This is a genomic window from Curtobacterium sp. NPDC089185, assembly GCF_040685235.1.
Lineage (GTDB): Bacteria > Actinomycetota > Actinomycetes > Actinomycetales > Microbacteriaceae > Curtobacterium > Curtobacterium citri.
The window spans coordinates 36,868-50,534 of the sequence record NZ_JBFBHK010000011.1; the positions used below are offsets into that span (position 1 = coordinate 36,868).

Annotated in this window: 14 protein-coding genes and 1 pseudogene; 10 read left to right on the plus strand and 5 right to left on the minus strand. The window is 66.6% G+C overall.

Annotated features, from left to right (window positions below; all coding sequences use genetic code 11):
- Positions 1-342 precede the first annotated feature (342 nt).
- Complete coding sequence (locus AB0N84_RS12125; RefSeq protein WP_363546569.1) at positions 343-882, minus strand: hypothetical protein; 540 nt, start codon at positions 880-882, stop codon at positions 343-345.
- Between the two features lie 174 nt (positions 883-1,056).
- Positions 1,057-1,437 (minus strand): hypothetical protein, encoded by a 381-nt coding sequence (locus tag AB0N84_RS12130; protein ID WP_363546571.1) that lies wholly within the window; start codon positions 1,435-1,437, stop codon positions 1,057-1,059.
- A 510-nt stretch (positions 1,438-1,947) separates the two neighbouring features.
- Here AB0N84_RS12130 and AB0N84_RS12135 point away from each other — a divergent pair.
- A pseudogene (locus AB0N84_RS12135) lies at positions 1,948-2,532 on the plus strand (recombinase family protein).
- A gap of 73 nt (positions 2,533-2,605) precedes the next feature.
- Here the strand turns inward: AB0N84_RS12135 and AB0N84_RS12140 are convergent.
- Together AB0N84_RS12140 and AB0N84_RS12145 are read right to left on the minus strand one after the other, a co-directional pair.
- Positions 2,606-2,956 carry a hypothetical protein gene (locus AB0N84_RS12140; protein WP_363546574.1) on the minus strand — a complete coding sequence of 117 codons (351 nt, stop codon included), beginning with the start codon at positions 2,954-2,956 and terminating at the stop codon, positions 2,606-2,608.
- 204 nt (positions 2,957-3,160) lie between these two features.
- On the minus strand, positions 3,161-3,361 hold the full coding sequence (locus tag AB0N84_RS12145; protein ID WP_363546577.1) for a hypothetical protein: 201 nt from the start codon (positions 3,359-3,361) through the stop codon (positions 3,161-3,163).
- Between the two features lie 187 nt (positions 3,362-3,548).
- On the opposite strand from AB0N84_RS12145, the gene AB0N84_RS12150 reads away from it, so the two are divergent.
- The 9 genes from AB0N84_RS12150 (at position 3,549) to AB0N84_RS12190 (ending at position 12,682) form a co-directional block, all read left to right on the plus strand.
- Complete coding sequence (locus AB0N84_RS12150; RefSeq protein ID WP_363546580.1) at positions 3,549-3,998, plus strand: MarR family transcriptional regulator; 450 nt, start codon at positions 3,549-3,551, stop codon at positions 3,996-3,998.
- A gap of 47 nt (positions 3,999-4,045) precedes the next feature.
- Positions 4,046-5,449 carry an MFS transporter gene (locus AB0N84_RS12155; protein ID WP_363546583.1) on the plus strand — a complete coding sequence of 468 codons (1,404 nt, stop codon included), beginning with the start codon at positions 4,046-4,048 and terminating at the stop codon, positions 5,447-5,449.
- Positions 5,450-5,462: 13 nt separating this feature from the next.
- Positions 5,463-6,011, plus strand: a complete 549-nt coding sequence (locus tag AB0N84_RS12160; protein WP_363546586.1) for an isochorismatase family cysteine hydrolase — start codon at positions 5,463-5,465, stop codon at positions 6,009-6,011.
- 113 nt (positions 6,012-6,124) lie between these two features.
- On the plus strand, positions 6,125-6,889 hold the full coding sequence (locus tag AB0N84_RS12165; protein ID WP_363546589.1) for a DeoR/GlpR family DNA-binding transcription regulator: 765 nt from the start codon (positions 6,125-6,127) through the stop codon (positions 6,887-6,889).
- A 156-nt stretch (positions 6,890-7,045) separates the two neighbouring features.
- Positions 7,046-8,503, plus strand: a complete 1,458-nt coding sequence (locus AB0N84_RS12170) for an APC family permease (RefSeq protein ID WP_363546592.1) — start codon at positions 7,046-7,048, stop codon at positions 8,501-8,503.
- A gap of 28 nt (positions 8,504-8,531) precedes the next feature.
- Entirely contained in the window at positions 8,532-10,073 is a 1,542-nt protein-coding gene (locus AB0N84_RS12175; protein ID WP_363546595.1) for a GMC family oxidoreductase, read from the plus strand.
- Between the two features lie 11 nt (positions 10,074-10,084).
- Positions 10,085-11,122: an SIS domain-containing protein gene (locus AB0N84_RS12180; protein WP_363546598.1), complete on the plus strand. Its 1,038-nt coding sequence runs from the start codon at positions 10,085-10,087 to the stop codon at positions 11,120-11,122.
- A gap of 10 nt (positions 11,123-11,132) precedes the next feature.
- Positions 11,133-12,026, plus strand: a complete 894-nt coding sequence (locus tag AB0N84_RS12185) for an ROK family protein (protein WP_363546600.1) — start codon at positions 11,133-11,135, stop codon at positions 12,024-12,026.
- Complete coding sequence (locus tag AB0N84_RS12190) at positions 12,023-12,682, plus strand: HAD family phosphatase (RefSeq protein ID WP_363546603.1); 660 nt, start codon at positions 12,023-12,025, stop codon at positions 12,680-12,682. The genes AB0N84_RS12185 and AB0N84_RS12190 overlap by 4 nt, the downstream gene beginning before the upstream one ends.
- Before the next feature lie 285 nt (positions 12,683-12,967).
- On the opposite strand, the gene AB0N84_RS12195 is transcribed toward AB0N84_RS12190, so the two are convergent.
- On the minus strand, positions 12,968-13,663 hold the full coding sequence (locus AB0N84_RS12195) for an alpha/beta hydrolase (protein WP_363546605.1): 696 nt from the start codon (positions 13,661-13,663) through the stop codon (positions 12,968-12,970).
- Positions 13,664-13,667: the final 4 nt, after the last annotated feature.

Sequence of the window (13,667 nt, forward strand, 5' to 3'; positions counted from 1 at the left end):
TCCTCGGCTGCCATCTCATGCCTACTTCGTGACTCCTTCTCGTCGACGATGACGCCGCTGGTCTTGCTGCCATAGTCGACCGAGACGGGCATGAAGCCGTTGTAGAAGACAACCCTGAAGGGACGGGCGGCCACCGAGTTGTCAGCCGGGTCGGTCACCGGCGCCCGGAAACTGAAAGGCCTGCCGGCCACCACTCGCTTGAGCCGCACACCGGATCCCGATCGCGGTGGCCTGCCGGGTGCTTGGTTTCTCAAAGTGAGCGTTCTATCGCTGGCGCTAGACCGGTGACCGATCGGCTACTGACCACCCCGGGTCTTCTCTCCGGTCAGCCCGGACTACGCGCTAGCTCAGCCGCTCGTCACTCAGGACGAACTGCGGGATGGTCCTGTTCACCAGGACCCAAATCTTCCGCCGTTCCTTCTGGCTGGGCGCACTGTGGCTATTGAACCAGTCAAGAAGGAACCGGTAGTCGTTCTCCCCGTTGTTCCTGTAGCCGTTGTCGGGGAAGGCGCCGTTCTCCCACAGGTCAGCGAGCAGCGCGCGAGAGGAGTACTCGGTCGTGAGGGCGACGGGCCGGAGGTTCACGTACGCAGCTCGGAGGTCAAACGGCCTCCGGAGGGCAGACACGCCCTCCGTCAACTCGGGAACCTCGAAGTACTCGACGCACACGCTTCCGATAGGAGCTAGCTCGTGGCCAGTGCCCGGATTGCGGATTGCGTAGAGGTAGCGAAGTCCGGTGTTGCCGCACACGCAGGTCCCGGTGCTCGTTGGTTCTTCCTCCAAGCCAGCCACTTCCCACTCCGCGACCGGGGCCGCCCAGGTGCTAGCCCGTGATCCAGCAATCACCGCGGCCCGCAAGCTCTGAAAGTTGTGGCTGGCCATCTGCCCCTCCTCTGGGGAACCTACTGCTGATGATGACTCAAACACGAGAGTTGGGTTGTCCGCTAGCCGATCGACTAACGGACGCTTCGACGGTCGACCGCGAACTAGTCAGATGAACCGACCGAGAAGCAGTGTGCGCGCGGAGGCCATCCCGGGGTCGGTCGCCACGATGCGTCAGCCAGTGAGCAGCTCAATCGACTCATCGACCATGCGGAGGCAGGAGGCCACGTCGGTGAAGTCCGTGACGTCGGCCATGAGCGGCACACTGCCGGCAGTCGTGTGCACGAACCCGTCCGTCCATCCGCCGCGCCAAAGAACGAGCTCGACGCTTCGGCCGTCGGTTGCTCGCACAATGACGCCCACCGACTCTGGCTCGATGACCTCAGCTCTCTCGGTCGGCAGCGGTTGTGGCCACGACGCACGGGCGTCACGCCACGTCAGTGCAGACACGTCAAGGCCGGCGCGCGTCCAGGTCTCGATTCGCGAGCGGATGCCCGCGGCGACCGCGTCCAAGTCGACGTTCGGAAGTTCGCGCGGTCTGGGGGCGGCGGTCACAGGTCGATCCTGTCAGTTCCACTGGCGACGATGGCGGCGGTGTGCGCGAAGGCAACACGGGCTTCTCAACGATCTCGACGACAACGCGGTTCGACCTGGCCGACCTCGCCGTTCGCGGCGAAGCTGCCGTCTCAGTAGCCGATCGTCTATCGAGACGGGGCCGAACGATGATCGGCCACCGATCGTGAGGAGTTGAATGCAACCATGCTGTCTCGGCTCCCGCCTCGTGTACTCGGCCTTGCGATCGGCGCGGGGGCACTGGCAGGAGGCCCTGTCATGGCGCTTCTCGGCGTCGGTCTTGGGGAGGACTACCTCGGACTCGTGGCGGCCGGGCTGGTCATCGCTGCTTTTGGATTGGTGCTCGCGGTGGTGGGAGCGATCGGCTTCGCACTGCATGGGCCCGTCCGGCCTAGACGTGAGTAATCAAAGCGAACGTCCATGGCCGAGAGGCCGGTAGAGGATCCGGCGTGAGACGACGCAAGCCAGGCGCAGGAAGCCGATCTTCGCGCCATGAACGCTCTCCTCATCGGGTACGTCCGCGTCTCAACCTACGAACAAGACCTCACCGCCCAGCGCGTTGCGCTTGAACGGCTTGGAGTCCTTCCGACCAACATCCACACCGACCACGGCCTGACCGGCACGAATCGTTCACGACCCGGTCTCCGCGAAGCGCTCGCTTCCTGCCGTGACGGCGACACTTTGGTGATCGCGAAGCTGGACCGATAAGCCAGGAGCCTCCGCGACGCGAAGGACATCGTCGATGAACTCACCGCGAAGAACGTCAAGCTCAACATCGGGGGCTCTGTCCACGATCCCAACGACCCCGTGGGCCGGCTGCTGTTCAACGTCCTCGCGATGGTGGCTGAGTTCGAATCAGACCTGATTCGAGCCCGAACGCGCGAGGGGATACAGATCGCCAAGGCAAAGGGGCACCTCCGCGGGCGACAGCCCAAGCTCAGCGCCGCGCAGCAACGACATCTCCTCGAGGTGCACGAAGCCGGCACGCACTCGGTCGCCGAGCTCGCCGAGCTGTTCGGCATCGGACGAGCAACCGTCTACCGCTGCATCGACCGCCAAGCTCACCCCGACCGCTGACCAGACCGATCCGCTCTCGGGCAAACGCGTCCGAGAGCGGATCCGTTGCCGGACAGCCGGTCACTCCCGCCGTCTAGGCAGGTGCACCGAAGAGGCGTCCGCCCGAAGCTACGTGCGTGGCGAACTCGGCTACGAAGAAGATCACGATCACACCGCCGAGGGTGCTCAGACCGACGAACGAGGCAAGCCGCCGTTCCCGACGACGCGCTACTGCCCAGTGTGACCCGAACACAAGCGCGGCGATGGTGATGAGCGGGTGCCCAATGAGCACTATCGACCCTGCCTGGTAGTTGCAATGCGCGGTCTCCGCCGCGCATCCGTCGAACGCCATTTGACTGAGGAGAACCCAGAACCAGGCGACTGGCGTGGCCAGATACGCCATCACCAGGCTGGCCGCCGTGACTGCCAAGTCGGCCAATGACACTACCCTGGACCGTCGCTGCAGGTCAGTAGGTCCGGCAACGTCGGGTCCGCTCCAGTCATCGAACCGCGTCTGCATCATCCGACGATAGAGGGTAGCTCCGAACTGGTTCTGGCTCCCCACGACGCGTACGTCGTGCGTGTCCGGCAGGCGATCGGCTACCGGACGGCCGCAGCACCACTCAGTTGGACAGTCCTGGGGCCGACGTCATCGCAGTCCGGCCGCGAAGCAGCCGAGGACAACGCCCATTGCCACCATCCCAAGCGCGACCGCGCGAAAGAGAGCAGTAGGCAAAGCTCGGTAGCGTTGTGCGGCTCGTTCGCCGTAGAAGACCCTGACCTGCCGCGCGAAGAACTCGCGACCCTCCTCCGGGGCCGCTGCGAAGATCACGCCGAGCAGGAGGAACACGCCTCCGACGATCCACAGCGGCCAAACTGCATCCATTCCCGTGACCTCCGCTGTTCGTGCTGCTGCTGGTTCGCCAAGCCAAGCAGCTTTCGCTGTACCCACCCCTGTCTCGTCCACCGATCGGCTATCGAGAACCCCTAGCAGGGTTCGAGTTAACAACCGAACTTGATCAATCTAGCCTGATGATATGAGTGAGGATAGGGCCCGGGACGTTTCAGCGGTTGCGAGTGCGCTCCGCGTCGGGGTCGGAGCGTTTCGACGACGCCTGCAAGACCTCAAGGCGGACGGTGACCTGAGCGGCCCACAACTCGCAGTCCTGTCGCAGCTCGAGCGTGAACCATCCGGCCTCACCGGGGCGGAAATAGCTCGACGTGAGCAGATCAGCCCGCAGGCAGTCAACACAACAGTGGCCAGCCTGGAAGCCCTCGCGCTCGTCGCCAAGACACCGGACCCGACCGATGGGCGACGAGTGATCATACAGATCACCGCCGCCGGCCGAGACGGGATCACGACCGGGAGGACCGCTCTCACTGTCGCCATCGCAGAAGCGATGACCACCTCACTCAGCACCCGCGAAATCCGTGTGCTGGACGAGGCAGCGACGCTGCTGCAAACCCTCAGCACGAAGCTGCACTAACCCTCCGGCGTACCGCCGCACTCATTAACACCCTGAGAGGGGTTTCTTTGTCGTCCCCAAAAACGGTCACGGCCCCGACGATCGGCAAGCCGTTCCCACTGCGGTTCACGCTGCCGATGCTCCTGGGTTCGGCTCTGAACCCGATCAACAGCTCCCTGATCGCCACCGCCCTCGCACCGATCGCGCACGGCATCGGAGTACCCCTCGGGCAGACCACCGCGCTGGTCACCGTCCTCTACCTCGCGACCGCCATCGCGCAGCCCACCGCCGGCAAGGCCGCGGAAGTGTTCGGCCCCCGCCGGGTGTTCCTCACCGGCATCGTCCTGGTCCTCCTCGGCGGAACGCTCGGCGGTTTCGGTCAGAACCTGCTGATGCTCGTCGTTGCCCGCATCCTCATCGGCCTGGGTACGTCCTGCGCGTACCCGACCGCGATGCTGCTCATCCGTCGCCGCGCCACCGACGCCGGCCTAGATCGACCACCCGGCGGGATCATGGGCGCCCTTCAAATCGCCGGCATCGCCATCGCATCTCTCGGCTTGCCCATCGGGGGTGCACTCGTCGGAGCATTCGGATGGCGATCAGTGTTCTTCGTGAACCTTCCTGTCGCCGCCATCACGCTCGTTTCCGCGCTCATCTGGGTGCCAGCCAGCGAGACCCGCTCCGAACGGCTCACGTTCGCCGGCTTGGCCCGGAAGCTCGATCTCGTCGGCATCGTCGCGTTCGCCGCCGCGATGACCACCACCCTGCTCTTCCTCTTCGGGCTGCCACACGCGAACTGGACCCTCCTCGCTGTCGCCGCTGTTCTCTGGGTCGGCATGGTGCTCTGGGAAGGGCGCGCATTCAGCCCCTTCATCGACGTCCGGCTCCTCATCACCAACCAGGCACTCAGCGCCACCTACCTTCGATTCGGCCTCGTAATGTTCTGCATCGCCGTCCTCCTCTACGGCCTGACCGCCTGGCTGCAATCAGCCGTCGGCGTCACCGAAACTGCCGCGGGGCTGCTGCTGCTCCCGATGACCCTCGTCGGCGGGATCGTGATCATCCCAATTGCTCGTCGGAACGCGGTTCGTGGCCCCCTGCTCTGGGCCGCCGGGCTCAGCGTCCTCGCGGCCGCAGCGACCTGCCTGCTGACCTCCACGACGCCGCTCTGGATCGTGATCGTCATCACCGTCGCGTTCGGGATCGTCATGGGTGCCAGCACCAGCGGCGGGCAGACCGCCCTCTACAGCAGAGCCGCAGCCGACCAGTTCGGTACCGCATCGGGACTGTTCCGCACCTTCAGCTACATCGGCTCCATCGCCGCAACCGCCGTCACCGGCGTCGTTTTCAGCGACGGCGCTACCGACCACGGCATGCGCACCCTCGGCCTGATCATGCTCGGCGTCACCCTCGCCGCCGGAGCCCTCACCCTCGGCGACCGCACCATCCGCCGCGCCACCCCCTCCACCTGAACGGAAGAACCTCGTGCCCATCACCACGATCGACCCCAACGCCGCCCTCATCGTCGTCGACCTGCAAGAAATCCAGCGGTCCCTCCCGCACCACCACGACCTCGACACGGTCATCGAGAACACCACCAAGCTCACCACCGCGTTCCGTGAACGAGACCTCCCCGTCGTTCTCGTCAACGTCGGCGGTATGCCCGAGGGGCGCACCGCAGCCCCGACCGGAGACATGCAGTTCCCCGACAACTGGAACGAGCTCCTGCCCGAGCTCGACCAGCAGCCCGACGACCTCACCGTGACCAAGACCACCTGGGGTGCATTCCACAACAGCGACCTCGCCGACCGGCTCCGTACCCGCGGCGTAACGAATGTGGTCATCGCCGGCGTTGCTACCGGCTTCGGCGTCGACAGCACCGCCCGCGAAGCACACTCCGCCGGCTTCAACGTAACCCTCGTTACCGACGCGATGACCGATCACGACGGAGACGCGCACGAGCATGCCGTCACCAAGATTTTTCCGATGCTTGGTGAGACCGGTACCACCGCCGAGGTCCTTGCGCAGCTCTAGCGACTGTCCGGGCAAGCGTCTCAACCGACCGCCGGATCTTGAGATACCCGGGATAGAAGCGACGGTCTCGTTCGCTACGGTGAGGGGGTACTCGAGAAGGGCTTGAAGCTGCGATGAGCGCTAAGGATGACCGCCACCAAGCCCTCCTCGCTGCCCTCCAGCGGCAGCAGACCATGGGTGTCGCGGAGCTCGCGCGCGTACTCGATGTGACCGAGATGACGGTCCGCCGCGACCTCGAGGTCCTCGAGCAGGACGGACTCATCGAACGGTTCCACGGTGGAGCCCGGCTGACGCCCAGAGCGAGTTTCGAACCGCCGTTCGTCCTGCGTGAGCGGATGAACGCGTCGCAGAAGCGTGCCGTGGCAGCCGCTGCCGCAGGCCTGGTCCGTGACGGTGAGACCGTCGTCCTTGATGGTGGGTCGACGGGGCTCGCCCTTGCAGCCGAGCTGTCCACCCGTCGAGTGACCATCTGCCCTCTCAGTCTTCGGGTGGCATGGGCCTTCGAACGGTCCACGAGCGTCACCCTGCTCCTCCCGCCGGGTGTGGCGCGGCCCGGGGAGCTCAGCCTCACGGGATCCGAGACGATCGACTACCTCGGACGGCACCACTTCGATCGCTACCTCCTCACGGCGAGCGGCTTCACCATCGCCGAGGGCTTCACGGAGTGGAACGCCGAGGACGCAGCGGTCAAACGCGCTGCGCTTGCCAGCGCTGCGACGTGCGTTGCGGCCGTGGACGCCGGCAAGTTCGGGCGCCTCGCGTTCGCCGATGTCTGCGCGATCGACAAGCCCGACTGCGTCGTCACGAGCGACGACCTGCCCGGTGGCGCCTTGTCCGCGCTCCAACAAGCTACCCAGTCCGTTCACCTGGCCTCCTAGCCGCGTCCCACGAGCTCTGGAACACACTCGTAACCAGGCGGAAACACCAAAGCGAACATCCAGTCGGTCTAATGAACATTGCCGATGTTCGAACTAACGCCCTATCTGTGCTATGTTCTCCCGCATCGGCAACGACGCCCACTGACGGAGACCTTCATGACCACCAGCGACGCTCAACGAGTCACGACCGGCACGGACCCGGCACCGAACACGATCTCGACCGATCTCGGCACCGGTTCGATCGGCCTCGGCGGAGCGCTGATGCAAGCCATCGCGCAGATCTCGCCGACGCTCGGCATCTTCTACACGATCGCGTTCACGACCTCGCAGGCCGGCCGAGCCGCCCCGTTGACCTACCTCGCGGCCTTCCTGATCTGCCTCGTGCTCGCAGCGCCCATGGTCGGGCTGGCACGGCACCTGCCCTCCGCGGGCGGCTTCTACACGTACGTCTCCGCGGGCATCGGCCCCAAGTCGGGCTTCATCGTCGGCTGGCTGTACGGCCTGTCCGTCGCGATCGTCCCCGCCGCGCTTGCCGCCTTCACCGGCTCCGTCCTCGAGAGCGAGCTCGCTGGCAAGTACGGCTTCGGCGTCCCCTGGTGGGTGTACTCGGCAGTGATCCTCGTGATCTGCTTCGCCTGCGCCTACCGAGGAATCACCATCTCGGTCCGGTTCCTCGTCGTCATGACCTGCTTCGAGATGGTCGTCGGCCTCGGTCTGGCAGTGACCGGCCTGTTCTCGCCCGGCCCCGGCGGAGTCAACGTCTCCGGCTTCAACCCGACGAGCATCCCGAGCTCCTCTGGCTTCTTCCTCGCCGTCGTGCTCTCGATCTTCGCGTTCACCGGGTTCGAGAGCGCCGCAGCAGTCGGCGAGGAATCCCGCGACCCCAAGCGCATCATCCCGAAGGCCATCATCGGATCCCTCATCCTCATCGGCGTCTTCTACGTCGTCACCGCGTGGGGACTGCAGATCGGCTGGGGCACCGACAAGCTCGACTCCCTGGCAACATCAGCAACCGCTCCCGCCTTCGTCCTCTCCGACCGGCTCTGGGCGGGCGGCTCGATCATCGTCCTCATCGCCCTGGTGAACTCCGGCCTCGGCGTGTGTATCGCGTGCACCACCAGCGCAACGCGCACCCTCTACGGCATCGCCCGCACCGACGCTCTCCCCAAGGCGCTGACCATCGTGCACGAGAAGTACCGCACCCCGCTCGTCGCCGTCGTGCTGCAGTCCGCGGTCGCGCTGATCATCTGCCTCGGCGTCGGGGTTCCGCTCGGACCGGTGAACCTGTTCAACATGCTCGGCACCACGGGCACCTTCGTCTACATCCCGATCTTCATCATGATGAACATCGCCGCGTTCCTCTTCTTCCGGAAGCGCGTACCCGGCGAGTTCAGCATCTGGGCGCACGTCGTCGCCCCGATCATCTCCACCGCCGCACTGATCCTCATCGGTTACAACAGCATCGTCCCGCTGCCAGCGTCCCCGATCCTGTTCGCCCCGTTCATCGCCGCCGCGTACGTCATCAGCGGCCTCGTGATCCTCTTCGCCCGCAACCTCCGCCCCGGCAAGCGCGGCTGGATGGAACACGCCGGCGAACTCCCCGACATCGACTGAGCCACCTCCGCACGGAACCAGGAACACCATGAGCACTGCACTGCCCACCCCGACACTCCCTGCACGCGTCGACACCCTCGTCATCGGCGCTGGTACCGGAGGCGCCGCCTTCACCGCCGCCCTCGCCGGCAACAGCGATGAGCAGATCCTCCTCGTCGAAGCAGGACCCGACTACGGCCCCCGGGCCGACGGGAACTGGCCCGAGGACGTCCTCGACGCCCGTACCATCCCGCTCTCCCACGACTACGACATCACCACCCACAACACTTCCGGCGACGGCGTCCTCGACCTCCCGCGCGCACGGGTCGTCGGCGGCTGCTCGTCACACAACGGCTGCACCGTCTCGATCAGCGCCGCAGCCGACTACGACGGCTGGGCAGCCGAGGGCAACCCCGGCTGGGAAGCAGCATCGGTGGTTCCGATCCTCGAGACGGTGCGGGACCGCTTCAAGTCCCGCCGCTACACGATGACCGAACTCACCGAACCGCAGCGCGCCTTCGTCAACGCCGGAACCGCAGCAGGGCTGCCCTTCGCCGACGACCTCGACGACATCGCCGCCGCGGAAGGCATCGGACCGATGCCGGTCAACATCGTCGACGGCGTCCGCTACAACGCCGCCTTCGCGTTCCTCGACGCCGTCCGCGACCGACCCGGACTCACCATCGCCGGACTCACCGCCGTCGAGCGCATCGACGTCCAGGACGGCGTCGCCGTCGGCGCCTGGCTCACGACGGGCACCGGCTCCCACTACATCAGCGCGGGACGAGTCGTCGTCGCGGCCGGGGCCTACCACTCCCCAGCCATCCTCCTGAAATCGGGCGTGGGCCCCGCCGCCGAGCTCGATGAACTCGGCGTCCCGGTCACGGCCGACGTCGCTGGCGTCGGCAAGCACCTCCTCGACCACTCCTGCGTCGCGGTCGACTTCGCCGGCCGTCCTGGTCTCGTGACCGACCTCGAGAAGCTCGGGTGGTTCCCGGACGAGCAGACCGTCGGACGTGCACGATCCAGCCGCTGCGACGACGGGCCGTACGACATCCACGTGTTCATGGTCGCCGGCAGCAACTCCGGCCACCCGGGGCTGCCGCCCATCTCGCTCTACGGCGGCGCGATGCGGGCGAAGTCGGAGGGCGTCGTCACCCTGAACAAGGATCTCGACATCAGCAAGCCGGTCGTCGATCACCGGTACGGCACCGACCCCGAGGGCTACGACCGGCAGGTCCTCGCCGAGTCGCTCGAGCTGCTCCATCGGATGACCGAACAGCCCGAACTCGCCGCCGTCCTCGGCGACCCGGTGCCCCGCGGCCACGCGCCGTTGGACGACATCGTCAACTACTGCCACCCCGCAGGCAGCTGCAAGATGGGGCCCGCACACGACCCGCAGGCTGTCGTCGACGCCGACGGGAAGGTCCACGGCGTCGACGGCCTCTACGTCGCGGACGCTTCGATCATGCCGTCGATCACCCGCGGCAACATCAACCTCCCCACCGCCATGATCGGTGCCAACATCGCCGTGAAGATGCTCGGCATCGAGACCAGCCGCGTCTTCGACGTGCTCGCCCCGAGCGCGTGAAAGGAACACCCGTGACCACCGCCATCACCCCGTTCGAAGCCGACATCCTCGACCAGCCCGCCGCACTGCACCGCATCGCGGAAGCTGCTCTGCCCGAACAGCTCACCGACCTCACGGCGCGCCCCTGGAGCCGCATCGTGCTGACCGGCATGGGCAGCTCCCACTTCGCCGGCATCCCGACCTGGAGGGCCCTGACCGGAGCAGGCAGGACCGCATGGGCCGTCGACGCCGGCCAGCTCCTGGACACACCGGAGCTCCTCACCGACGACACGCTGCTCGTCGCCACGTCCCAGTCGGGTGCCAGCGGTGAAGTCGTCGAGCTCCTCGACCGCATCGACGGTGGCAAGCGCCCCGGCGCCGTCATCGGCATCGCTGCCGACGAGAACAGTCCCCTGGCGCAGCGCGCTGACCTGTTCCTGCCGCTCCACAGCGGTCCGGAAGCGACGGTCAGCACGAAGAGCTACCTCAACACGCTCGTCGCGCACGAAGCGTTCATCGCCGCCGCCACCGGGGGTGACGTCACTGCTGCGCAGCGTGAGGCGGCTCGCATCGCGGACACCGTGCAGCACGTCATCGACAACACTCCGACCGCCGCCATCGCCGCCACGACCCTCAGCGCCGACCGCCCCCGGTTCGCCACGGTCGGCAACCGTGACGACGCTGCCACCGCGCTGTTCGCCGGGCTCATCACCAAGGAGTCCTCGAAGGTCGCTGCAGAAGGCCACGTCGGTGGGCAGTTCCGCCACGGCCCCTTCGAACTCGCTGGCCTCGGCTTCACCGGTGTGCTCTACGGCGCACGCTCCAACGACACCGACGGCAGCGTCCGACGCCTCGCCACGGACCTCGTCGCGACCGGCGCGCAAGTGGTCCTCGTCGGTGACCTCGAGATCGACGGAGCCGTCACGCTGGCTGCACCGTCCTCCTCGCGGCTGGAAGGCCTCGCGACGGGGGCTGTCGTCGCGCAGCTGCTCGCCGTGGACCTCGCTCGTGAGAACGGGGTCGAGCCCGGCGCGTTCGCGTTCGGCAGCAAAGTCACGACGGCGCTGTGATCAGCGACCGATGAGCACCACAACGGCCCGCGTCGGCCTCGACATCGGTGGCACGGCGACCCGCATCGCGCTCGTCGCCGACACCGATGTCGTCGACGCCGTCACCATCAGCACTCCGGCGTCCCACACCACCGCTGTGACGGAGCTGCGGACGGCGATCGGATCGCTGCTGCAGCGTGCAGCGCGCCCGATCACCGGGATCGGTGTCGGAGCCAGCGGGCCCGTCGATCGTGACGGGGTCATCCGGAACGAGGACACGTTGCTAGCGCTCACCGGGATCGACCTTCCGAGCGAGCTGGGTGGAGCGTTCGGGGTGCCGGTCGTCGTCGACAACGACGCGGTCACTGCCGCGCTGGCGGAGTACCGGGTCGGTGCCGGGATCGGCGCTGCAGCGATGCTCCTGCTCACGCTGGGTACCGGTGTCGGGGTGGCCGTCGTCCGCAACGGAGCGATCCTCCGGGGCGGCGACGGCCTCCACGCCGAAGCCGGCCACATCACCGTTCCGAACGGACCGGCACCCTGTTACTGCGGTCGTGCGACGTGCCTCGAGCAGACCGCATCACGGTCCGGTCTGCAACGTCGTGCTCGTACCGTGACGGGTGTCTCGGACCTGCAGGCGTTGCAACGTTCGGCCACCACCGATGCTGCAGCTCGACGCGTGCTCGAGGACTACGGCACCCGGGTCGGCGAGGGCATCATCGAACTCGCGACCCAGTACCGACCCGACCGGGTCGTCCTCGGTGGCAGCGCCGCCACGCTGCTGCCCGACTTCGCGGATGCGATGCAGCAGACGGTGTCCGCGATGACGTCCGCACCCGTCCCGGAGATCACCGGTACGGCACTCGATGACCTCGGCGGCGCCATCGGCGCCGCGCTGCTCATCGGACCGGAGGGACAGTCGTGAGCGAGCTGCGGGCAGTGCTGTGGGACATGGACGGCACGCTCATCGCCTCAGAGCCGTCGTGGATCCTCGCGCAGCGCACCCTCGTCGAGCAGCACGGCGGCACCTGGTCCGACGGTGACGGTTTCGCGCTCATCGGGTCCGACATGGAGACGACCGCCGCGGCGATCAGCGCGAAGGGGGTCCCCGGAAGCGCCGAGGACATCAGCCGAGTACTGACCGAGCGCGTCGCAGACGCGTTGCGCGGCGAGATCCGGTGGCGACCAGGAGCCGTCGCTCTCGTCCGAGCCCTGCGGGACGCCGGTGTACCGCAGGCGATCGTCACGACCTCGCCGATGAACATCGTCGAGATCGTCGTCGCCGCCCTGCCCGCCGGTGCCATCAGCGTCTTGGTCACCGAGGAAAGCGTCGAGCGCGGCAAGCCCGACCCGCAGCCGTACCTGCTCGCGGCCCAGCGCCTCGGGGTCAAGATCCACCATTGTGTCGCGATCGAAGACTCACCCACCGGACTGCAGGCAGCAGTGCGCAGCGGTGCAGCCGTGCTTGCCGTTCCATGCGATGTTCCAATCGAGCTCAATCGATCGTGGGCTCGCGTAGACACTCTCGAAGGGCTGACGGTAACTGATCTCGCCGACCTGCCGTTGCAGTCCGAGCAATGACTGCTCTGCCTGCCGCCCAATGGAACATGAAGCTTCTTGCCGGACGGCTCGTGGACCAGGTTCCTATCCCGTTCCACGTCGCCGGGATTTCGTCCGAACAGTCGGTAGCACCCCACCGGTCTAGCCAGCTAGCCGCCAGTGATCGCCGTGTGCGGACGAGCAGACATCGGTGGAACAAAGGGACAGCGAACGATGTGCAGTCGGGTTACCTGCCGCTCGCTTGTCTCGCACGAGCTTGGCGAGACAAGGAGGAGCGCGTCGCAAGCCGACTGAACAGTGTCCTGGTCAGCGCAGTCGGTCTGCGAAGAACGTCGTGATCGCGGCGAGGAGACTCTCGACGCGGTCGATTGGGGCGCTGGAGTAGAAGCCGTGATCGGCCTTCGGGTACTCGTTGTAGGTCACCTCGACGCCGTTGCTGGTGAGAGTATCCGCCAGTTCTTTCCCCTCCGGCCGCAACGTGTCGTACTCGCCAGTTTGGATGATGGTTGGCGGCATCGCAGCGGGAACCATTGGGTCGTACCGGGGGGCGGCGAGGGGCTCACGGCGCCGATCGGCGTCGGGGAAGTAAGCCCAGCTGACTAGCCGCTGCACGAATGGGTTGATCGCTGGCCTGGAGATCGAGGAGGTGCGGTCGGTGCGACTCATATCGGTGACGGGGACGATGAGCGAGACCGCGAGCGGGCGAATTCCGCCGTCGACATGGAGCTGCTGACAGACGTTGATGGCGAGCTTCGAACCGGCGCTGATGCCGGAGAGGAGGAGCTGGCGTCCGTCCCACCCGTGGCGAAAGCCGAAGTCCTGGACCCAGCGGACCGCGTCAAACGCCTGCTCTTCCGCTACGGGGTAGCGCGCTTTGGGCGCCGTTGCGTAGTCGGGGAGGATGACGACGACGCCGAGCTTCGCCGCGAAGTACCGGGCGATGTGGCGGTCCTGCTCCGGGTAGCGGTTGAGGAAGCCTCCGCCGTGGAGCTGCACGATCACGGGC